Here is a 19,663-nt window from a genome sequence, read left to right as displayed (position 1 = left end):
GCCAGATCCCGCAGAAGATGGCGTGGCCCGCAGAGAATGGCGTGGCCCACGGGCCCGTCAGGCCGCGAGGGCGTGCGTCTCCGCGGAGACCTTCGGGCGTGCCACCGTGAGCCGACGGCGGACCGCACCCGCCACGATCGTGGCGAGCACGACCAGCCCGCCGGCCACGAGGGCACCCCGCACGCCCATCAGCTCCATCATGAGTCCCAGGAGCGGCGGCCCGGCAAGGCCCCACGCGGTGCTCGCACTGCGCCAGACACCCAGCACCCGCCCGCGCATGGCGGCCGGCGGGTCGGTCTGCAGCACTGTCGCACCGGCGGTGTCCGAGAGCGACTCCACCACTGCCATGGGCGCCACGACCACCAGCAGCAGGGCGAAGGTGGGCGAGAGGCCGGCGAGCACCTGGAGCAGCGCGCCGCTCGCGGCGAGCAGCGTCACGATCCGCACCGTCGGACGGCGGAGGCGGCCGGCGAAGAACGCTCCGACGATCCCGCCGACGGCCAGCACGGCGGCGACGGTCGCGAAGTCCTGCGTGGTCCCGGCGAGCGCCCCGGTGACGAGCACCGCGAGCGTGAGCGAGTAGTTGCGCCCGAAGACCGCGCTCACGGCCGTCACGGCCAGCAGCGCGACGAGGCGCGGACGGCTCAGGAAGTACCTGATGCCGTCGAGCGAGCTCGACGGAGGTTCGGCCGGCTCGACGGGGTCGACCTGGGCTGCCGCGGGGACGGGCACCACCGAGCCGGCCGGTGGCACCGGTTCGACCGGCAGCGTGTCCCCGAGGCGCTGTGCGTGCAGCCGCAGGAACGGCACCAGCGCGGCGACCGCCAGGAACGAGACACCGTTGATGAGGTAGGCGGCCTCCGGTCCCGTGAACGCGAGCAGGCCGCCGGCCACGCCGACCCCGGCCAGCCGGCCCACGCTGTTCGTCACGGAGCCCAGCCCGATGGCGGAGGGCACGTCGTCGGGCGTGACCAGGTCGTTGCCGAGGAGCGAGGTCGCCGGGCCGTCCACCGCGGCCACCAGGCCGGTGACCGCCGAGAGGGCGAGGAGGAGCGGCAGGTTCAGCACGTCGAGGCCGACGAGCAGGGCCGTCGTGAGGGCGACCAGACCGAGTGCCGCCTGGCTCACGGCGACCACCACCTTGCGGGGCCACCGGTCCACGACCGCGCCACCGGCGACGCCGAAGAGCAGGCCGGGGGCCGCCTGGACGGCCAGCGAGAGCCCTGTCGCGGCAGGCGATCCCGTGATCTGCAGGACGAGGAGGTTCTGGACGGTCATCTGCATCCAGGTGCCCGCGCTCGAGACGAGGTTGGCACCGGTCCAGAGACGCATCGCAGGATGGCGCAGCGCGCGCCACGGCGAGTGGCGGGAGGCCGGGTCGGTTTGTACGGGCTTCACACGCAGCGCGCGGAGCCGCGCGCTGAAAAAGGCAGGGAGGAGCACGAGAACTTTCAAGTCAGGGGGACGCCGCTGGCGAGTACCGCCGATCGCAGCGGCGTCAATTCAAACAACCGGCTCCGGGTGCGCTCTACCCTCAGCGGCTGATCGTGATCAAGGTCGCAGGTGACGGCCCTCTCCTGGCCTCCGGCGGCCCTCGCACGTCAGTCAGTCGGCGTAGCGCAATTAGAAGCTGGCACCTCGCGCACCGACTCGCAGGGGACTGCTTTCGACGAGGACGGAGCCGGACACCGGCCCTGCCCTCGTCAGAGCTCCGGCTCGTAGCAGGTGTATCCGGCACGGAGCACGACGACGGCGCCCCGCTCCGGCGCGGCGCCGTCCTGCGGTGCGGGCACCTGGGCTACGTCCGGCCAGTGCACGAGGAACGTCCCGCGGTGCCGCCACCGCAGGAGCGGGGCGATCGGCCACGGGTGGCGCACGCTCGACCGTTCGAAGCCCATGAACGACGTCCGGGTGCGTGGGGAGACCACCAGCCCGTGCAGCCGCGCGCGGGCGAGGTGCGTGTCCGGGGTCCCGTCGAGCACGAACCGCAGGTCGACCACCCAGCCGACGTGCGCCCCTCCGGCGTCGTGCACGGGCTTGTCGAGCAGGTCCGAGGCGATCACCGTCGTCTCCTCATCCTGAGCCCTCCGGATCGTGGTTGCCGCCGGGGATGCGGCCGATGATGTGGTTGCGCACCCAGCGCTCGAGCCAGGTCGCGTCGAAGCGCGACCCGCTCACGCCCAGGTGCACCGCCGAGCTGAGGTCCGTCACGTGCGACCACGGCAGCCGGTGCCACCGGGACACGGGCGGGCGTCCGCCGAACACCCGTGTGCCGAGGACGGGGCCGGTGAGCAGCGCGGTGATGACGACGGGGACGCTGCCGTCGATCGGCGGCTGGTCGCCGGAGCCCGGGCTCCGGTCGGGTCCCGCAGCCGGGCGGGAACCGGCGACCACGTCGAGCTCGAGGTCGTCGAGCGTGCACACCGGCGTGCCATCGACGTCGAGCACCTGCCGGTCCAGGAGGTGCAGCCGCGCGTCCAGGACCCGCCCGGGCTGCGGCGGCTCGGGGAGGCAGTCCGCGTCGCGCGGGCCGGTCCGGGAGCGCCTCATCCGCCCGCCTCCGTCACGATCATCAGGGGGATCGCCGAGACCGCTGCCACCACGAGGATGACCAGGTACACCGTGCCCAGCACGTTCATGAACCGCCCGTTGACGTGCTCGCCCATGTACTCGGGATCGTTGGCGACGACGAGGATCGGCAGGTAGGTCAGGGGCAGCGCGACGGCCGAGAAGACCACCGAGTACTCGGTGACGGCGATCGGGTCCACGTTGGTCATCAGGACGCCGACCGCGACGACGAGCGCCACGATCATCGCCAGGTGGAACCGGGGAGCCCCCGCTGGGCGGCGGAACTTGCCCCACGACCAGCCGAGGTACTGCGAGAGCGTGTACCCGGTCGACAGCGCGGTCTCCAGCGCGGCGCCGAACGTCGCCGCCACCATCCCGACGATCACCACCGCCACGAGCAGCGTGCCACCCGCCTCAGCGGCCGGCAGGGTGAGCTGGGAAATCGAGTCGACCTGGATGCCCGTGGGCAGCAGGACGATGGCCGCGCCGGCCGCGATGGCGATCGACAGGAGCCCGCCGAGCGGGAAGCCCACCAGCACGTTCAGGCGGGACGTCGCGAGGTCCTTCACGGTCCACGAGTCCTCCACGCCGCCCGACGAGAAGAAGAAGACCTCGTACGGCGTCATGGCAGCTCCGAACAGCGCCACGGCGAAGTACCAGTACGTCCCCACGCTCTCCTGCGCGGGAACGTCCGGGACCAGCTGCGCGCCGAGCTCGCCCCAGTCTGGGCCGAGCAGGAACACCGCTACCGCGAACCCGACCAGCGCCAGGCCCATCAGGCCCGTGGCGTTCTCCATGAGGTTGAACTTCACGCGCCACAGGACGAGCCACACCGCCAGCACCGCCACCGGGACCCAGAGCCGGTGGTCGACGCTGCTCGCGAGCTGCAGCGCGAGAGCGATACCACCCACCTCTGCGACGAGGGTCAGGACCGTGACGGCGAGGCTGGCCACCAGGTTCAGCCCGGCGGTCGTCGGCCCGAGCCGCTCCCGGATGATCTCGAACGTCGCCCGGCCGGACACCGCGGCGACCTTGCCGGACATGTGCGCGAAGACGCAGATGCCCACGACGCCGACCACGACGACCCAGGCCAGCGAGAGCCCGAACCGCGAGCCCACGACGGCGTTGGTGACCATGTCCCCCGCGTCGAGGAATCCGCCGATCGCGGTGAGCACACCGAGGGCCACGGCCAGCAGGCGGCTCCTCATGGCGCCGTCCGCGCCCACTGGACGTGCCGCACGGCACCGCTCGCCTCGTCGAGCGCGGTGGCCGCGTCGTCGAGCGCGCGCAGCACGTCGTCGGCCGACGACGACGGGCGGCCCAGCCAGGTGCGGGCGGCCGCGACCGGACCGACGGCGTCCGAGGCGGCGTCGAGCGCGTCGCCCCGCACCTTCTCGGCGTCGGCGGTGGAGAGCACGACCGTCCCGATCCCGTGCACGGCCCCCGTCGCGGTCTCCGCGGCGTCCCCGACCACCACGTCCGCGGTCACGGCGGGGAGCCGTCCGGCGGCACTGCCCCGCACGGCGAGCTCTGCCGACGCGACCGCCGAGCTCGCGTCCTCGAGATGGTCGGAGACGCTGCCGAGCACGTCGGCGTCGTCGGTCCGGGTGGCCGCCGGCCCGCACCCGGCCAGCACGCCGACCAGCGCCAGGACCAGCACCGCCGCGCCCCAGTGGCGAGCCGGCGGGCGATCGGGGCGGTTGGTCACGCTCGAAATACTGGCGCGGATCGACGGCTCTCGCACGCCGGATGTCTCCGCTGTCGGGATGCCGCCCGGACCGCGGAGAGCCGAGGGGCGAGCGGCAACCACCCTGCCTATCGTCATGAGGAAGACGCAGGAAGGAGCCCCCATGCGCATCGGGTACACCCTCATGACCGAGCAGAGCGGGCCGCGCGAGCTGCTGCGGTACGCCGTGGCCGCCGAGGAGGCCGGCTTCGACTTCGAGCTCTCCAGCGACCACTACTCCCCCTGGCTGACCGAGCAGGGGCATGCGCCCAATGCGTGGGTGCTCCTGGGAGCCGTCGCCCAGGCGACCGACCGGGTCGAGCTGATGACCTTCGTGACCTGTCCGACGATGCGGTACCACCCGGCGGTGGTGGCCCAGCAGGCGGCGACGCTCCAGCTCCTGGCCGGCGGCCGCTTCGTCCTCGGTCTCGGCGCCGGGGAGAACCTCAACGAGCACGTGATCGGCGACGGCTGGCCCAGCATCGCCGTGCGGCACGACCTTCTCGAGGAGGCGATCCACATCATCCGGGAGCTCCTCACCGGCGAGCTCGTCACCTGGGAGGGTCAGCACTTCCGCGTCGACTCGGCGCGGCTCTGGGACGTGCCGGACGCCGGGGTCCAGCTCGGCATCGCGGTGTCCGGCGAGCACGGGGTCAAGCGGTTCGCCCCGCTCGGCGACCACCTGGTCCAGGCGACGCCCGACGCGGAGGTGGTCAAGGGCTGGAACGACAAGCACCCGGGCGGCTCGCGCGCGTTCGGTCAGCTCCCGGTGTGCTGGGACCCGGACGAGCAGAAGGCGATCGAGCGCGCCCACGCCGAGTTCCGCTGGTTCGGCGGCGGTTGGTCCGTGAACGCCGACCTGCCGACCCCCGCCGGGTTCACCGGAGCCACGCAGTTCGTGCGGCCGGAGGACGTGGCGTCGTCGATCGCGTGCGGGCCGGACCTGGACAAGCTGGCCGAGAGCGCCCGGCCGTTCCTGGACGCCGGCTTCACCGATCTCTCGATCGTGCAGGTGGGCGACCACAACCAGGACCGGTTCCTCGCGGAGGCCGCTGGGCCGCTGCTCGAACGCCTGCGGGCGCTCTGAGGTACCGGCTGCCGATCGCCCGCGGACGAGTCCACCCTGCCGCGGGGGGCGCCGGTCAGTCCAGGAACGTCACCTCGACCAGCCGTGTCCGGCGCACCCAGTCCTCCAGGTCGACCGGCTGGGCCAGGTGGCCCGGGTTGGCGGGCTGGTTCAGGTCGGCGACGATCTCGGACAGCACCGCGCGCCGCTCCGGCTCCTCGGTGACCGGCCGTGCCATGGCCCGCAGGTCCGCCCGCACGCCGTGCTTGAGGTGGAAGGTGAGGGCCGGCTCGGCCACCAGGTTGACGTACCAGCTCGGCCGGTCGACCGTGCCGCTGCACAGGTAGACGCGTCCGGCCACGTGGTAGAAGAAGATCTCGATCCGGCGGGGCAGGCCGGTACGCCGGCCCGTCGTGGTGATGTCGATGACCCGCTGCCGGGTCGAGGCGGCCGGGGTGATCTCGACGGCCCGTCGTACGGCGTCGTCCATCACGCGGCCTCGGTCTCGTTCGCGGCCTCGGTCTCGGTCTCGTAGCGCAGGGCCGGCCCGAGCAGCAGGCCGCCGTCGAGCACGAACTCCGAGCCCGTCGCGAACGCGGCGTCCGCCGAGGTCAGGAAGAGCACGAGCTGTGAGAGCTCGGCCGGCTCCCCCAGCCGCGGCACGGCGAACGGCTCGGGCGAGTAGAAGTCCGCGATGGGACGCTCGCCCTCGGCGGCCGGGGTGGTGATCAGCGGCGTGGAGACCACTCCGGGGTGCACCGAGTTGACCCGGATCCCGTCGCGGCCCAGCTCCAGCGCGGCCGACCGGGTCAGGCCGCGCACCGCCCACTTGCTGGCCGTGTAGGCCGCGTAGTACGCCGTGCCGACGTTGCCCATGGTCGAGGAGATGTTGACGACGGCGCCCCCGCCACCGCGCCGCATGGACGGCGTCACCGCGCGGATGCCCAGAACTGGCCGGTCACGTTGACCTCCAGCGTGCGCCGGAACGCCTCGGCGCCCATGTCCTCGATCAGCGCCGCCGACTGCTGCATCCCCGCGTTGTTCACGAGCACGGAGACGGGACCGAACCGGTTCTCGGCGGTCACGACGGCCGCCGCCCACTGCGCCTCGCTGGTGATGTCCAGCGCCACGTGCACGGCCCGCTCCCCCAGCTCGGCGGCGAGCGTCGCGCCCCGTTCGGTGTCTCGGTCGGCGATCACCACGTTGGCGCCCTCCGCGTGGTACGCGCGCACGTGGCTGACGCCCATGCCGCCCCCGGCGCCGGTGACGATGACTGTCTTGTTCTCGAATCGCTGCACGGACCGGTCCTTTGCTAGTTGTGAGTCGAGCGACTTACCTCTCGATCAGAGTAGGCACGGCCGTAGAGGTGAGTCAAGCGACTCACCTCACAGCCTGAGGCATGATGGGCCCATGGCGACCGGCACCGGGACGTACCACCAGCAGCTCGCGGAGCAGAAGCGCGCGGCGATCATCGCCGCCGCCACCAGCCTGTTCCTGGACAACGGCTACGCCGGCACGTCGCTGGCCCGGGTGGCCGAGGCCGCGGAGGTGTCCAAGGCCACGCTGTTCAAGCAGTTCCCCACCAAGGCTCAACTGTTCGAGTCGATGGTCGAGGAGCACTGGAACCCGGGCGGCGACGAGCGCCCCGAGCCGGCGTCCGGCGACCTCAGCGGCGGGCTGGCCGAGTACGGGCGCAGGTACGCGGCCCTGATGTCCCGGCCTGAGATGGTGGGCCTGTACCGCATCGTCATCGCCGAGATGCCGCGTTTCCCAGGGCTCGCCGAGACCCACTTCGACGTCGGCAAGATGCCGTTCTTCGACTCGGTGCGGCGGTATCTCGCCGCTGAGCACGACTCCGGGGCGGCACGCATCGAGGACCCGGTGGCCGCCACCACCCAGTTCATGGGGATGATCTCGAACTTCACGTTCTGGCCCCGCCTGACCGTCGTCGGCTGGAACCCCTCCGACGCCGAGACGGCCCGCGCCGTCGACGACGCGGTCGCCACGATGGTCGCGCGCTACGCCGTCCGGTAGAAGCCTGCCGCCTTGCGCAGCGACTCCCGCGCCCGGCGACGGTCGCCCGCCGCGTCGTAGGCGAAGGCCAGGTGGTACCAGGCGCGCCAGTCCTCGGGGGCCGCCTCGACCGCCGCCCGGCGGGGCTCGAAGGCCTCGTCGGCGGCCGACCGGTCGATGCGCCCGCCGGGCGAGCGCGGCAGGTCGTCCGCGGGGAGGTTCCCCTCCGCGAACAGCGTGTCCGCCATCCGCTGCACCGTCGCAGCCAGCCGGAACTCGCGGACGATCAGCCCGATGACCAGCAGCGGGATGATCAGCACGCCCAGGCCGATGCCGATCAGGACCGGCTCGCCCGTGCGGACCATCGCTACGCCGCGACCGGCGATCTGCCACACGTACAGCACGAGCAGCAGCGTCACGGCCAGCGTGCCCGGCAGGCCCTTGGGGATCTTCCGGCCCGACGCCGGTGGCGTGCGCGGGCTCTGGTCCGAACGACCGGTCTCCGGCTCGCTCACGACAGGTCCAGCACGTGCTCGAGCCCGACGGTCAGCCCCGGCCGCGACACCACCGACCGGATCGCGAGCAGCACGCCGGGCATGAACGAGGCCCGGTCGAACGAGTCCTGCCGGATGATGAGCTGCTCACCCTCGTTGCCGAAGAGGATCTCCTCGTGCGCCACGAGCCCGCGCAGCCGCACGGCATGCACGCGCACCCCGTCGACGTCGGCCCCTCGCGCCTCCCAGCCCGCCTCGGTCGCGTCGGGCGACGGCCCGAGGCCCGCCTCGGCGCGGGCCGTGGCGATGGCCGCTGCGGTGTGCCGCGCGGTGCCCGACGGCGCGTCCACCTTGTTCGGGTGGTGCAGCTCGACGACCTCCGCCGACTCGAAGTAGCGCGCGGCCTTCGCGGCGAACGTCATCGCGAGCACCGCCGACAGCCCGAAGTTCGGGGCGATGAGCACACCGAGCGCCTCCCGGCCGCCCGTCCCCCTGGGGGACAGCTCGGCGAGGTGTGCGGCGACGCGGGCGCGCGAGTCGTCGTCCCAGCCGGTCGTGCCCACCACGGCGTGCGCGCCGGCGTCGAGCACCGCGTGCACGTTGGCCTCGGTGGCGGCGGGAACGGTGAAGTCCACGGCGACGTCGGCCCCGGCGAGCGTGCCCCGGGAGATCGTGTCTCCGTGGTCCAGCCTCGCCACCAGCTCGAGGCCGTCCGCGGCCTCGACCGCCGCACACGCCTGCGTCCCCATGCGCCCGCCGGCGCCAATCACGGCAACCTTGATGTCACTCACGATCTACCACCTTGTCCTCCGTTGAGTGCTGGCTATTTGTCGGATCGAACGCCCCGATTCGACAGATACCCCGCACTCAACGGGTCAGTTGTCGAACGGGCCCACTCGGATGATCGACCTCGGGCGCGCCGCCAGGTCCTCGGCCAGGGACCGGACGTCCGCCGCCGTGACCGACTGGATGCGCTCCAGCGACTCCTCCAGCGAGAGCAGGTCGCCGTACACGAGCTCGGCCTTGCCCAGGCGACTCATCCGCGCACCGGAGTCCTCCAGCCCGAGCACCGTACCGCCGGAGAGCTGGCCGATCGACCGCTTCAGCTCGGCCTCGGTGATCCCGTCGTGCGCGAGCTTCTCGAGCTCCTCGACGAGCAGGTCGGTCACCTGGTCCACCTTGGCCGCCGCGCAGCCCGCGTACAGGCCGAACGTCCCGAGCCCACCGTGCGCGGAGGCGAACGAGTACGTCGAGTACGCCAGGCCTCGCTTCTCGCGGATCTCCTGGAACAGCCGGGACGACATGCCCCCGCCCAGCACCGCGTTCAGCACGGACAGCGCGAAGCGCCGGTCGTCCGTCGCCGCGATGCCCGTCGAGCCGACGATGATGTTGGCCTGCTCGACCTGGCGGGTGACGGTCAGCTCCGCGCCCGCCTCCGGCACACCCGTCCGGTCCTCGGTGGAGACCCGGCGGTCGCACGGTGCGGTGGCCGCGTCGAGGTCCCACCCGCCGTCGGCCAGCACCTGCGTGACCTGGTGCACGAGCTTGTCGTGGTCGATCCCGCCCGCGGCCGTGACCACGAGGGTCTCCGGCCGGTAGTTCCAGCGGTAGTGGTCCCAGACGGCGTCCCTCGGGACGGCGTTGATCGTCTCGGGCGTGCCGCCGATGGGGCGGCCCAGCGCGTGGTCGCCCAGGACGAGGGCGGAGAACCGCTCGTGCGCGACGTCGGTCGGGTCGTCGTCGTCCATCGCGAGCTCTTCGAGGATCACGCCGCGCTCGGTCTCGAGCTCGTCGGTGTCGAGCCGCGCGGAGGTGAGCATGTCGGAGATGACGTCGACCGCCATCGGCAGGTCGGAGTCCAGCACCCGCGCGTAGTAGCAGGTGTGCTCCTTGCCGGTGGCCGCGTTCGCCTCACCGCCGACGGCGTCGAACGCCTCGGCGATGTCCATCGCGGACCGCTGGGCGGTCCCCTTGAAGAGCAGGTGCTCCAGGAAGTGCGTCGAGCCGAAGTGGCCGTCGGTCTCGTCCCGTGAGCCGACGCCGATCCACGCACCCATCGTGGCCGAGCGCTGGCCCGGCATGTTCTCGGTGAGTACACGGACACCGCCGGGCAGGACGGAGCGACGAATCGTCGCCCCGTCCTGCCCGGCGGTCAGCTCGGCACCGGGCTCGCCCGCAGGGACGAGCGGGAGGTGCCACGTCATGTCAGGCGTCCAGGTCAGCCGGCACAGATGCGGTGTCGTCCGCCTTCGCGGAGTCGGCCGGAGCCGCCTCGTCCTCGTCGGTCACGGCGACCAGCGAGAGCTTGCCGCGGGGGTCGATCTCACCGATCTCGACCTGGACCTTCTGGCCGATGGACAGCACGTCGTCGACGTTCTCGACGCGCTTGCCGCCCACGAGCTTGCGGATCTGGCTGATGTGCAGCAGACCGTCCTTGCCAGGGGAGAGCGAGATGAAGGCGCCGAACGACGTCGTCTTGACGACCGTGCCGACGAACCGCTCGCCCACCTCGGGGACGTGCGGGTTGGCGATCGCGTTGATCGCCGCGCGGGCGGCCTCGGCCGACGGGCCGTCGGTGGCACCGATGTAGACGGTGCCGTCGTCCTCGATGGAGATGTCCGCGCCCGTCTCCTCCTGGATCTGGTTGATCATCTTGCCCTTCGGGCCGATGACCTCGCCGATCTTGTCGACAGGCACCTTCACCGTGATGACGCGCGGGGCGTTCGGGGACATCTCGTCGGGCGTGTCGATCGCCTCGTCGAGCACCTCGAGGATGGTCAGGCGGGCGTCGCGGGCCTGGCCGAGCGCAGCACCCAGCACCGAGGCGGGGATGCCGTCGAGCTTGGTGTCGAGCTGGATGGCCGTGACGAACTCCTTGGTGCCGGCGACCTTGAAGTCCATGTCACCGAACGCGTCCTCGGCGCCCAGGATGTCGGTCATCGCGGCGTAACGGGTCTCGCCGTCCACCGTGTCGGACACGAGGCCCATCGCGATGCCCGCGACCGGGGCGCGCAGCGGCACACCGGCGTTCAGGAGCGACAGCGTGCTCGCGCACACGGAGCCCATGGAGGTCGAACCGTTGGAGCCGAGCGCCTCGGACACCTGGCGGATCGCGTACGGGAACTCCTCGCGGCTCGGCAGGACCGGCACCAGGGCACGCTCGGCGAGCGCTCCGTGGCCGATCTCGCGGCGCTTCGGGCTGCCCACGCGGCCCGTCTCACCGGTCGAGTACGGCGGGAAGTTGTAGTTGTGCATGTAGCGCTTGCGCGTCTCCGGACCGAGCGAGTCGATCTGCTGCTCCATGCGGAGCATGTTCAGCGTGGTGACACCCAGGATCTGGGTCTCGCCGCGCTCGAAGATCGCCGAGCCGTGCACGCGGGGCAGCACCTCGACCTCGGCCGAGAGGGTGCGGATGTCCGCGAGGCCACGGCCGTCGATGCGGACGCCGTCGGTGAGCACGCGCTGGCGGACGAGCTGCTTCTGCAGCGAGCGGAAAGCTGCGGACAGCTCCTTCTCGCGGCCCTCGAACTGCCCGGCCAGCTGCTCCTGCAGGCCGGCCTTGATGCCGTCCAGCGTGTTCTCGCGGTCCTGCTTGTCCGCGATGGTGAGCGCCTCGCGCGTCGCGGTGGCGACTGCCGCCTCGACGGCGGAGTACGCGTCGTCCTGGTAGTCCGGGAAGAGCTTGAAGTCCTGCGTCTCCTTGGCGGACTGCGCGGCGAGGTGCGCCTGCGCGTCGCACAGGGCCTTGATGAACGGCTTTGCCGCCTCGATGCCCTCTGCGACGACGTCCTCGGTCGGCGCCGCGACACCCTCGCTCTTGATGAGGTTCCACGCGTTGTCGGTGGCCTCGGCCTCGATCATGGCGATCGCCACGTCGTCGCCGACGACACGGCCGGCCACGACCATGTCGAAGACCGCGCGCTCCTTGTCGGAGTACTTGGGGAACGCGACCCACTGGCCGTCGACCAGAGCGATGCGGACCGCACCGATCGGGCCGTCGAACGGCAGGCCGGAGATCTGGGTCGACGCCGACGCGGCGTTGATCGCCAGCGTGTCGTACGCGTCGTCGGGGTGCAGCGCCATGACCGTCAGGACGACCTGGACCTCGTTACGCAGGCCCTTGACGAACAGGGGGCGCAGCGGGCGGTCGGTCAGGCGGCAGGTCAGGATCGCGTCGGTCGACGGGCGACCCTCACGACGGAAGAACGAGCCGGGGATGCGCCCGGCGGCGTACATCCGCTCCTCGACGTCCACCGTCAGCGGGAAGAAGTCGAACTGGTCCTTGGGGTGCTTGCCGGCCGTCGTGGTCGACAGCAGCATGGTCTCGCCGTCGAGGTACGCGGCGACAGCGCCACCGGCCTGCTTGGCGAGGCGTCCGGTCTCGAACCGGACGGTGCGGGTGCCGAAGCGACCGTTGTCGATGACGGCCTCGGCGAACTGGATCTCGGGACCCTCCACGGGTGCCCTCCTTCTGTTGGGTGTTCTCTCGGAACGCCCCCGTACCCGACGGTCATCGATCGAGGCCTACCGAACCACCGCTCGCCACAGGCGAGGGGTTCGGGAAGCCACTACCGAAGACCGGACGAGGTCACGGGCGGCGCGGTTGTGTTGTCGTACTACAGCATCTCACCAGACCAGCCCGGCCCCCGCAGCGGGGGCCGGGCTGGTGGGCGTCATGTCAGCGGCGCAGGCCGAGCTTGTCGACGAGGGCGCGGTAGCGCTCGATGTCGATCCCCTTGAGGTAACCCTGGAGACGACGGCGCTGGCCCACGAGGAGCAGCAGACCACGACGGCTGTGGTGGTCGTGCTTGTGCTCCTTGAGGTGCTCGGTGAGGTCCTTGATGCGCTGCGTGAGGAGCGCGATCTGCACCTCCGGTGAGCCCGAGTCGCCCGGCTTGGTCCCGTACTCGGAAATGATCTGCTGCTTCGTGGCAGTGTCGAGCGGCATGGCTCTCCTTCAGTGTCGTTGCGCGGTGCTCCGGGACTTGTTCACCGGGCGCTCTCGATCCGCGGCCGTTCAGACGGCAATACAACATTACCAGTGTTGAGGCGACCTGCCCGCCCGCTGACGCGGCGTCAGCTGTGACATCGGGCGGCCCACGACCGGACCGCCCGGTCAGTCGGTGCGCTTGACGTGCACCGCCCACAGCACCGCGCCGACGGCGAACGCCGCCTGCAGCGCGATCATCGAGGGCAGCACCGTCCCGGAGACCACCACCCACGCCAGCGGGAGGGTGCCGAGCACTGCCAGGTCCAGGCCCTTGAGCTGGTGCAGCACCAGTCCGGTGGGCACGCCACCCGCCGGCGTGGCGATCATCGGGACGTCCCACGGCACCGGCCCGCGATAGGCGGTCCGCACGGCGGCGGCCCCGAGCACGACGGCGGAGAGGCCGCCCAGCAGGAGCCACGGCCCGCCCCCGACCGCCGCGGCGACGGCCAGCAGGACGACCGCGGAGGTCAGCACCGGCCACGCCGTCCGAACGGCCCGGGTGGCACGGGCGCCCAGCGGCACCAGGGAGTCCAGGCGCGGGTTCTCCCCCGCCGACCGGGGGCCCACCGCACCGGCGATCGCCCCCGCGTACCCGGCGAGGGCGAGGACCGCCCACAGCCCGATCCCGCCGGCCAGCGCCGGCACCTGCACGAGGAAGGCCCCGGTCGCGGCGAGCGCGACCAGGCCGGCGAGCGCGGACGGCGAGCGGGCAAGGAGCGTGGCGTCCGCGGCGAGCAGGGCACCGGCTGGGCCGCGCGCCGTTCCGGGGAGCGAGGGCAGCACGCGGGACGCCGTCCGGCCCGCGCCGAGCGCGCGGCTCATGCCGCCGCTGTCGAGCGAGAGCAGGGCTGCCGAGACCTGCATCGCCGCCGACGCGCGGTCCCGGAGCTCGCCCGCCCGCAGGCGGTGCAGACGGGTGGCCCAGAAGGCGAGCGCCGCGCCCCCGGCCACGACCAGCCCCGTGGGCACGGGCCACGGCACGGCCCAGGCGGTCCATCCCGGTGCCCAGAGGGCCACGCCGAGCCCGGCCAGCGGCACCGCGGCGAGCAGGAGGTTGAGCACCCGCCCCGGCACGCTGCCCGACGCCGCCCCGGTCACCTGCAGCACACCGGTCCCGGCGACGACCAGGAGCCCGAGGGCCCCGCCGAGTGCCGCGTCGACGAGGATCCCGGCGAGGCCGACACCCACGAACGCCGCGGGCAGGCCGCCGACGACGAGGCCCGCGCCGACCCCGATGAGCACCGTGCGTACCACGGACGGCGAGGTCAGCCCGGCCCGGTCGGCCGGGGTAGGCACCCACCAGCGCACCCCGGCGGCGGGCAGGCCGGCCGGCCCGAGCCGTAGGGCGAGCACCGTGCCCGCGATGGCCGCCAGCGCGAGGACCAGTGCCTGGACCAGGCCGGGCCCCAGTCCGAACCCGGTGGCGTCGGACTCGAGCACCTCCCGCACGGGCGCGCCGAACCCCCACACGTACAGCGCGACGAGCGCGAGGGAGACCACGACCTCGCCGACGTCCATGGCGACCCGGCCCGCCTCAGCAGGGAGGTTGTGCGCCCGGACGCGTGCAGTCAGGCGGCGCAGCTCGGCGCCCGTAAGGCGCTCGTCCTCGTACCCGACGGGCCGTGGGAGCGCCGGCTGGTCCGCTGCGATGTCCGTCTGCCCGCCCGTCACCGGAAGCCCGCCAGCACACCCGGCGCCTCTGCCGGCGGCACCATGGCGGCGCCGTCGTCGGACAGGTACAGCGCGCCGGCGCCGGTCCCGGCCAGGAGCCGGTCGTCGTGCGTGGCGAACAGGACCGCGGTGCCAGCGGAGGCCTCCGCACGCAGCAGGTCGGCGAGCCGGGCGCGCATGGCGGTGTCGAGGCGCTGCTCCGGCTCGTCCAGGACGAGCAGGTCGCGCGGGCGCACCAGAGCGCTGGCCAGCAGGAACCTGCGGCGCTGCCCGGACGACAGGGTGTGCGGCATGGCGCCGCCGTGTCCGGTGATGCCCACGTGGTCCAGCACCTGGTCGGTGACCGCGCCGGCGTCGGGCACACCGTGGCCGCGCGCGGTGAGCACGAGGTGCTCGCGGACGGTCACGCCGGGAAAGAACGCGTCGTCGTCCAGCACGCCCGCCACCCGGGCGCGAAAGTGCCGCTCACGCTCGTCGACGGCGCGCCCGAAGGCGCTGACCGTGCCGGACAGCGGCTCCTGCAGCCCGAGCACCGTACGCAGCAGGGTGGACTTGCCGGTGCCGTTGGTACCGATCACGGCGACGACGTCGCCGGGGCTCAGGGTGAGCGAGACCGGCGGGCAGACGGCGTGGCCGCCGTAGCCGACGAGCAGGTCGGTCAGTTCGAGTGACGTCATGTCCACCTCAACGCGCGAGCCAGGGAAAGGTCTCCCGGTCGGGTCCTTGTCGCCAGGCGCCGACGATCTCGTCCGGACCCCAGTGCGCCGCCAGCGGGAGTCCCGGATCCACGCCGCACCGTGAGACGGCGACCAGGGGTGTGGCATCGCCCGTACCTGGCACAGCGCCACGGGCTCGGGCGAGCTCCTTGAGCTCGTGCGCTCCGAAGCTGGCGGTCTCGTACCACTTCACCGACCCGAGGAACTCCACGCGCCGCGCCGTGGGCGTGCGGTCCGCGCCGACCAGGTCGACCTCGGGGTTGTTCTGCCGGTTCCACCAGCCCCCGACCGCTTCGACCTCGGGCCACCGGGAGTCCAGCAAGATGCGCAGCAACGATTCCCGGACGAGTGGTTCCACGGCCCGACCGCGCCAGGTGGACCATGACCGCTCGATCCGGTCCAGCGCCACGTCGCTGCGCCCGCGTTCGACGAACGGAATCGCGCGGCGCAAGAAGGCGAGCCAGAAGCGCAGGTACGAGTCGCTGATGCGGTACCGCTTATTCTTTGTGTCGGACGACGTCGACAACGGTAGGTCGGTCTCGACGATCCGCTTGGCCTCCAGGGTCTTGAGCAGGGGGTTCAAGGTGCCGGCAGGCAGAGCGCCCGAGCTTCCGGCCGCAGCGGCGATGGCAGAGAACGTCCGCTCGCCGTCACCGATGGCTTCAAGGATGGCCCGGCTGCGCGACGACTCGGGGAACTCGCCGAGCAGGGACAGCTCACCTGCGACGAGCAGCGGCGAGAGCGGGTCACTGACCATGCCTCGGAGAAACTCCACCCGGGGCTGCCCGGCCTCCCAGGTCTGGACGATCTCGGGGAAGCCTCCGGTGAGCAGGTGCGTGTCGATCGCCTCGGCGGCCCCCAGTCCAGTCATGTCCTGGACGTCTGCCACGTTCAGCGGTGTGATGTCGAGCTTCGTCGCACGTCCGAAGAACGGCCGCCCATAGGTCTGCAGCGCCTCCATCACCGACAGGTCGCTGCCGATCAAGATCAGGAGAACCGGTTTCTGCGACAGGTCCTGGTCCCAGACCGTCTGCAGCGCTCCCTCGAACTCGGCATCCTGCTCGACGAGCCAAGGAACTTCGTCGAGCACCACCACGGTCGGCCTGTCATCCGGCAGGAACTCGGCCAGCGCACGCAGTGTGCCGTTCCAGTCCGGCGGGCTCAGGTGCGCGAAGATGGCGGGTGCGTTCAGACCTGACTGCGTGAGCGCGGCCAGGAAATCACGCCGCTCGGCCATCGCGTTGCGGCCACGCGTCGCCTGGAACATGAAGTACTCCCGACCGGTGCGATCACAGAACTCCTGTGCGAGCCGCGACTTGCCGACACGGCGACGGCCCGTCATGATCACGGCCCTGCCCCGCGTAGCTCCCGCCTTGCTCTCGACACCGTCGAGGAGTCTCGAGAGCCGGCGCAGGTCCGAGTCTCGACCGTGAAAATCCATGGCGCTCCAAACTAAGATCGGATCTTAGTAAGATCGTATCTTAGTTTAGCCAGCCGCGTGGCTCCGTGCGTGGCGGCTCAAGGGTTCTGCGGCCGCCCGCCCGGCCAACTTCCTGTCCGAGCCCTACGGCCGCAGGATCTTCCTGGCCTGCGCGACGTCGTCGTTCATCTGGGCGATGAGCGGCTCCATGCCGTCGAACCGCAGCGTGGGCCGCAGGTGGGCCACGAACTCGAGCACGACCGTCTGGTCGTACAGGTCGAGGTCGGTGCGGTCGAGCACGTACGCCTCGACGCGGCGCTCGACGCCGTCGAACGTCGGGTTGGTGCCGACGGAGATCGCGGCGGGCAGGATCTCCTCCTGGCCCATCCCGGCGCCCGACACGGCGGCCCGGTCCCCCTCGGGCCCCGCGAGGCTCGCACAGGTGGCGGCGGTGCCGCGGCGCAGCCATCCGGCGTAGACGCCGTCGGCCGGCACGAGCCCGGTGATGTCGCCGAGGTTGGCGGTCGGGAAGCCCATCTCCCGGCCACGGGCGTCACCGTGCACCACCGTGCCGCGTACGAGGTGCGGGCGGCCGAGCACGTCGGCGGCCTGGTCGACGTCGCCCTCCGCGAGCAGCGCGCGCACCGCCGTCGACGACCACCGGTGGTGCCCGTCGCCCGCTGGCCGCGGGAAGTCGCCGACGTCGTCGATGGCGACCACCTCGAACCCGTGCTGGCCACCGAGCTCGACCATGGTGGCCAGCGTACCGGCGTTCTGCTTGCCGAAGCGCACGTCGTGGCCCACGACCACCGTGCGAGCACCGAGGCCGTCCACCAGGTACCGGGAGACGAACTCCTCGGGCGTCTGGGCGGCGAAGTCGAGCGTGTAGCTCACGAGCAACGTCGCGTCCAGGCCCGTGCGCTCCATGAGCGCCAGACGGTCCTCCAGGCCGGTGATCAGCTCGGGGGCCGACTCGGGCCGGTGCACGGCGGACGGGTGCGGCTCGAACGTCACGGCGACGGCCCTGGCCGACTCCCCGCGGGCGAGCCGGAGGATGCGGTCGAGCACCGCCTGGTGGCCGCGGTGGACGCCGTCGAAGTTGCCGATCGTCACCACTGATGGCCCGAATCCCGGGGGAACCTGTTCCAGGTCCGTCCACAGCTGCACGCGGGTTGCTCCTCATGAATCGGGTGGCGCTGGTGCGGGGCCGCGCACGCGACGTCCGCACCGATCCCCAAAAGCCTACGGCGTGTTTTCGAAGTCGCGTGCCCGGCCGGAGCCCGCCCCGCCCCGGATCGGATCGCCGGCCGGCGGCTCAGCTCGCCGGCGCGAGCACCAGCACCGGCTTGGCGAGGTTCTCGCCCCGCCGGCGGGTGTCCTCCAGGAGCGCCACCAGCGCGCCCGACGGCGACAGCGCCGCCATCACCTCGGGGCGGCCCGACGGCTGCACCCACTGGCCGTAGCCGAGCGCGCGCACCTCGTCGTCGTCGAGCTCGCGCACCGGGAACGTGGCCCGGGCGGCCTCGGCCAGCGGGAGCGTGGCCAGCGTGCCGTCGGCGTCGGCCTGTGCCTCGAGCTGTTCCAGCGTGCGCGCGCCGGCCAGCTCGTAGCCGCCCACGCGGGTCCGGCGCAGCATCGTCAGGTGCCCCCCCGTGCCGAGCGCGGTGCCCAGGTCCCGCGCCAGGGCCCGCACGTAGGTCCCGGAGGACACGGTCACGCGCACGTCCACGTCGACCACCGGTATCTCGCGCGTCGGACCGTTCCCCGGTTCGGCCGCGGTCGGCGCCACGTCCGGCCGCGCGTCGGGATCCCCGTCGGCGGGCCCGTCCACGTAGACGTCACCCGGCTCGCCGTCGGGCACGATCGCCGTGGCGACGCGGACGTCCAGGACGTCGAACCGGGACACGGTGACGGGCCGCGCCTGGAGCTCGACCTCCTGACCCGCCCGGACCAGCGCGTACGCGCGCTTGCCGTCCACCTTGATCGCGGACACCTTCGTCGGGACCTGCTGGATGTCGCCCGTGAGGTCGGCGATAGCGGCGTCCAGCGCGGCCCGGTCCACCCGTTCGACGGCGCTCGGGTCCCCCAGCGCGGCGACGGCGCCCTCCGCGTCGTCCGTGGTGGTCGCCACCCCGAGCCGGATCGTGGCGTCGTAGTCCTTGTCGGCGCCCACCACGTACGTGAGCAGGCGGGTCGCCTTGCCGATACCCAGCACGAGCACGCCCGTCGCCATGGGGTCCAGCGTGCCGGCGTGGCCGACCTTGCGGGTCCCGGCGAGCCGTCGCATCCGCCCGACGACGTCGTGGCTGGTCCAGCCCTGCGGCTTGTCGACGACGACGAACCCGTCGGCGGCCGTGGGACGGCGCACCGGCGCCTGCGGGGTGGGGGAAATCATGGGTACCAGTATCTCGTGACTCGGGGGCGCCGCGCGGCGCCCGGAGACGACGACGCCGCCTGGCCCGACCGGAGCGTGGGCGTCCCGGTGAGGCGGCAGGCGGCGTCGAGGTCACGCGCGAGCGATGAGCCGGAGGTCACTCGACCTCGTCGTCCTCGCGCGGCTTCTTGTAGGGGTCCGCGTCACCCGCGTACCGGGCACCGGCACGCAGCGCCTCGAGCTCGGCGTCGCGCTTGCGAGCCTCGATCAGGGCGGCGTCGAGGTTGGCGGCGGTGTCGGGCACGGAGTCGAGGTGGAACTCGACGGTAGGCGTCAGGCGGATACCCGTCTGCTTCCCGACCTCCGATCGGATCAGGCCCGTCGCGCTCTTCAGCGCGGCGGCCGTTCCCTCGCGGTCCTCGTCCGAGCCGTAGACCGTGTAGAACACCGAGGCGTTCTGCAGGTCTCCGGTCACCCGGACGTCCGTGATCGTCACGAAGCCGAGCCGCGGGTCCTTGATCTTCGTGTCGATCATCTGCGCGACGATCACCTTGATGCGGTCGGCGAGCTTGCGAGACCGTGGATTATCGACCATGAACCAATCCTTTCAGCGTGAGTGCGGGGT

Annotated in this window: 19 protein-coding genes and 1 pseudogene; 2 read left to right on the top strand and 18 right to left on the bottom strand. The window is 72.2% G+C overall.

Features of this window, described 5'->3' with window-relative positions; all coding sequences use genetic code 11:
- Nucleotides 1–57: 57 nt before the first annotated feature.
- The 5 genes from AB0F40_RS01580 to AB0F40_RS01560 form a co-directional block, all read right to left on the bottom strand.
- A complete protein-coding gene (locus AB0F40_RS01580; protein ID WP_357463550.1) occupies nt 58–1,398 on the bottom strand; it encodes an MFS transporter in 1,341 nt (446 codons plus the stop codon).
- 305 nt (nt 1,399–1,703) lie between these two features.
- Nucleotides 1,704–2,063 carry a PRC-barrel domain containing protein gene (locus tag AB0F40_RS01575; protein WP_357463103.1) on the bottom strand — a complete coding sequence of 120 codons (360 nt, stop codon included), beginning with the start codon at nt 2,061–2,063 and terminating at the stop codon, nt 1,704–1,706.
- A 10-nt stretch (nt 2,064–2,073) separates the two neighbouring features.
- Nucleotides 2,074–2,550 (bottom strand): hypothetical protein, encoded by a 477-nt coding sequence (locus AB0F40_RS01570; protein ID WP_357463099.1) that lies wholly within the window; start codon nt 2,548–2,550, stop codon nt 2,074–2,076.
- Nucleotides 2,547–3,776, bottom strand: coding sequence for an Nramp family divalent metal transporter (locus AB0F40_RS01565; RefSeq protein WP_357463096.1), 1,230 nt, complete (start codon nt 3,774–3,776; stop codon nt 2,547–2,549). Before AB0F40_RS01565 ends, AB0F40_RS01570 begins: the two co-directional genes overlap by 4 nt.
- Nucleotides 3,773–4,276, bottom strand: a complete 504-nt coding sequence (locus AB0F40_RS01560) for a hypothetical protein (RefSeq protein WP_357463093.1) — start codon at nt 4,274–4,276, stop codon at nt 3,773–3,775. Before AB0F40_RS01560 ends, AB0F40_RS01565 begins: the two co-directional genes overlap by 4 nt.
- Before the next feature lie 142 nt (nt 4,277–4,418).
- Here AB0F40_RS01560 and AB0F40_RS01555 point away from each other — a divergent pair, with 142 nt between their 5' ends.
- The gene (locus AB0F40_RS01555) at nt 4,419–5,381 is read left to right on the top strand and encodes a TIGR03557 family F420-dependent LLM class oxidoreductase (RefSeq protein WP_357463091.1); all 963 of its coding nucleotides are present in this window, start codon (nt 4,419–4,421) and stop codon (nt 5,379–5,381) included.
- 55 nt (nt 5,382–5,436) lie between these two features.
- On the opposite strand, the gene AB0F40_RS01550 is transcribed toward AB0F40_RS01555, so the two are convergent.
- Together AB0F40_RS01550 and AB0F40_RS01545 are read right to left on the bottom strand one after the other, a co-directional pair.
- Nucleotides 5,437–5,850: a nitroreductase/quinone reductase family protein gene (locus AB0F40_RS01550; RefSeq protein ID WP_357463088.1), complete on the bottom strand. Its 414-nt coding sequence runs from the start codon at nt 5,848–5,850 to the stop codon at nt 5,437–5,439.
- Nucleotides 5,850–6,607 (bottom strand): annotated as a pseudogene (locus AB0F40_RS01545) (SDR family oxidoreductase). Before AB0F40_RS01545 ends, AB0F40_RS01550 begins: the two are co-directional and overlap by 1 nt.
- 163 nt (nt 6,608–6,770) lie before the next feature.
- Here AB0F40_RS01545 and AB0F40_RS01540 point away from each other — a divergent pair.
- Entirely contained in the window at nt 6,771–7,394 is a 624-nt protein-coding gene (locus tag AB0F40_RS01540) for a TetR/AcrR family transcriptional regulator (protein WP_357463085.1), read from the top strand.
- Here the strand turns inward: AB0F40_RS01540 and AB0F40_RS01535 are convergent.
- The 11 genes from AB0F40_RS01535 to rbfA all read right to left on the bottom strand — a co-directional run bounded on the left by AB0F40_RS01535 (nt 7,379) and on the right by rbfA (nt 19,633).
- Nucleotides 7,379–7,888 carry a hypothetical protein gene (locus tag AB0F40_RS01535; protein WP_357463082.1) on the bottom strand — a complete coding sequence of 170 codons (510 nt, stop codon included), beginning with the start codon at nt 7,886–7,888 and terminating at the stop codon, nt 7,379–7,381. The two genes, AB0F40_RS01540 and AB0F40_RS01535, sit on opposite strands and share 16 nt — an antisense overlap.
- Nucleotides 7,885–8,658, bottom strand: a complete 774-nt coding sequence (gene dapB / locus AB0F40_RS01530) for a 4-hydroxy-tetrahydrodipicolinate reductase (protein WP_357463079.1) — start codon at nt 8,656–8,658, stop codon at nt 7,885–7,887. The genes AB0F40_RS01535 and dapB overlap by 4 nt, the downstream gene beginning before the upstream one ends.
- A gap of 84 nt (nt 8,659–8,742) precedes the next feature.
- Nucleotides 8,743–10,071, bottom strand: coding sequence for a pitrilysin family protein (locus AB0F40_RS01525; RefSeq protein ID WP_357463076.1), 1,329 nt, complete (start codon nt 10,069–10,071; stop codon nt 8,743–8,745).
- Nucleotide 10,072: 1 nt separating this feature from the next.
- The gene (locus tag AB0F40_RS01520) at nt 10,073–12,325 is read right to left on the bottom strand and encodes a polyribonucleotide nucleotidyltransferase (protein ID WP_357463073.1); all 2,253 of its coding nucleotides are present in this window, start codon (nt 12,323–12,325) and stop codon (nt 10,073–10,075) included.
- A gap of 220 nt (nt 12,326–12,545) precedes the next feature.
- Complete coding sequence (gene rpsO / locus AB0F40_RS01515) at nt 12,546–12,815, bottom strand: 30S ribosomal protein S15 (RefSeq protein ID WP_020016810.1); 270 nt, start codon at nt 12,813–12,815, stop codon at nt 12,546–12,548.
- 168 nt (nt 12,816–12,983) lie between these two features.
- Nucleotides 12,984–14,528 carry a DUF6297 family protein gene (locus tag AB0F40_RS01510; protein WP_357463068.1) on the bottom strand — a complete coding sequence of 515 codons (1,545 nt, stop codon included), beginning with the start codon at nt 14,526–14,528 and terminating at the stop codon, nt 12,984–12,986.
- Nucleotides 14,525–15,205, bottom strand: coding sequence for an ABC transporter ATP-binding protein (locus AB0F40_RS01505; RefSeq protein ID WP_357463065.1), 681 nt, complete (start codon nt 15,203–15,205; stop codon nt 14,525–14,527). The genes AB0F40_RS01510 and AB0F40_RS01505 overlap by 4 nt, the downstream gene beginning before the upstream one ends.
- Before the next feature lie 7 nt (nt 15,206–15,212).
- Nucleotides 15,213–16,685: an ATP-binding protein gene (locus AB0F40_RS01500; protein ID WP_357463062.1), complete on the bottom strand. Its 1,473-nt coding sequence runs from the start codon at nt 16,683–16,685 to the stop codon at nt 15,213–15,215.
- Between the two features lie 123 nt (nt 16,686–16,808).
- Nucleotides 16,809–17,831 carry a bifunctional riboflavin kinase/FAD synthetase gene (locus AB0F40_RS01495; protein WP_357463059.1) on the bottom strand — a complete coding sequence of 341 codons (1,023 nt, stop codon included), beginning with the start codon at nt 17,829–17,831 and terminating at the stop codon, nt 16,809–16,811.
- 148 nt (nt 17,832–17,979) lie between these two features.
- Complete coding sequence (gene truB, locus AB0F40_RS01490) at nt 17,980–19,059, bottom strand: tRNA pseudouridine(55) synthase TruB (RefSeq protein WP_357463056.1); 1,080 nt, start codon at nt 19,057–19,059, stop codon at nt 17,980–17,982.
- A 136-nt stretch (nt 19,060–19,195) separates the two neighbouring features.
- Nucleotides 19,196–19,633 carry a 30S ribosome-binding factor RbfA gene (gene rbfA / locus AB0F40_RS01485; protein ID WP_357463053.1) on the bottom strand — a complete coding sequence of 146 codons (438 nt, stop codon included), beginning with the start codon at nt 19,631–19,633 and terminating at the stop codon, nt 19,196–19,198.
- Between the last annotated feature and the right edge of the window lie 30 nt (nt 19,634–19,663).

The sequence above is a fragment of the Promicromonospora sp. NPDC023987 genome (assembly GCF_040639055.1).
Taxonomy (GTDB): Bacteria; Actinomycetota; Actinomycetes; order Actinomycetales; family Cellulomonadaceae; genus Promicromonospora.
Note: the sequence above shows the minus strand (reverse complement) of the source record. Positions and strands in the feature narration are given on the sequence as shown.

Bases quoted from the DNA above. Each gene is read 5' to 3' on its own strand.
- rbfA (WP_357463053.1), bottom strand. From the start codon at position 19,633: ATGGTCGATAATCCACGGTCTCGCAAGCTCGCCGACCGCATCAAGGTG.
- AB0F40_RS01525 (WP_357463076.1), bottom strand. From the start codon at position 10,071: ATGACGTGGCACCTCCCGCTCGTCCCTGCGGGCGAGCCCGGTGCCGAG.
- AB0F40_RS01550 (WP_357463088.1), bottom strand. From the start codon at position 5,850: ATGGACGACGCCGTACGACGGGCCGTCGAGATCACCCCGGCCGCCTCG.
- AB0F40_RS01540 (WP_357463085.1), top strand. From the start codon at position 6,771: ATGGCGACCGGCACCGGGACGTACCACCAGCAGCTCGCGGAGCAGAAG.
- rpsO (WP_020016810.1), bottom strand. From the start codon at position 12,815: ATGCCGCTCGACACTGCCACGAAGCAGCAGATCATTTCCGAGTACGGG.
- AB0F40_RS01505 (WP_357463065.1), bottom strand. From the start codon at position 15,205: ATGACGTCACTCGAACTGACCGACCTGCTCGTCGGCTACGGCGGCCAC.
- AB0F40_RS01570 (WP_357463099.1), bottom strand. From the start codon at position 2,550: ATGAGGCGCTCCCGGACCGGCCCGCGCGACGCGGACTGCCTCCCCGAG.
- AB0F40_RS01500 (WP_357463062.1), bottom strand. From the start codon at position 16,685: ATGGATTTTCACGGTCGAGACTCGGACCTGCGCCGGCTCTCGAGACTC.
- AB0F40_RS01565 (WP_357463096.1), bottom strand. From the start codon at position 3,776: ATGAGGAGCCGCCTGCTGGCCGTGGCCCTCGGTGTGCTCACCGCGATC.
- AB0F40_RS01555 (WP_357463091.1), top strand. From the start codon at position 4,419: ATGCGCATCGGGTACACCCTCATGACCGAGCAGAGCGGGCCGCGCGAG.
- truB (WP_357463056.1), bottom strand. From the start codon at position 19,059: ATGATTTCCCCCACCCCGCAGGCGCCGGTGCGCCGTCCCACGGCCGCC.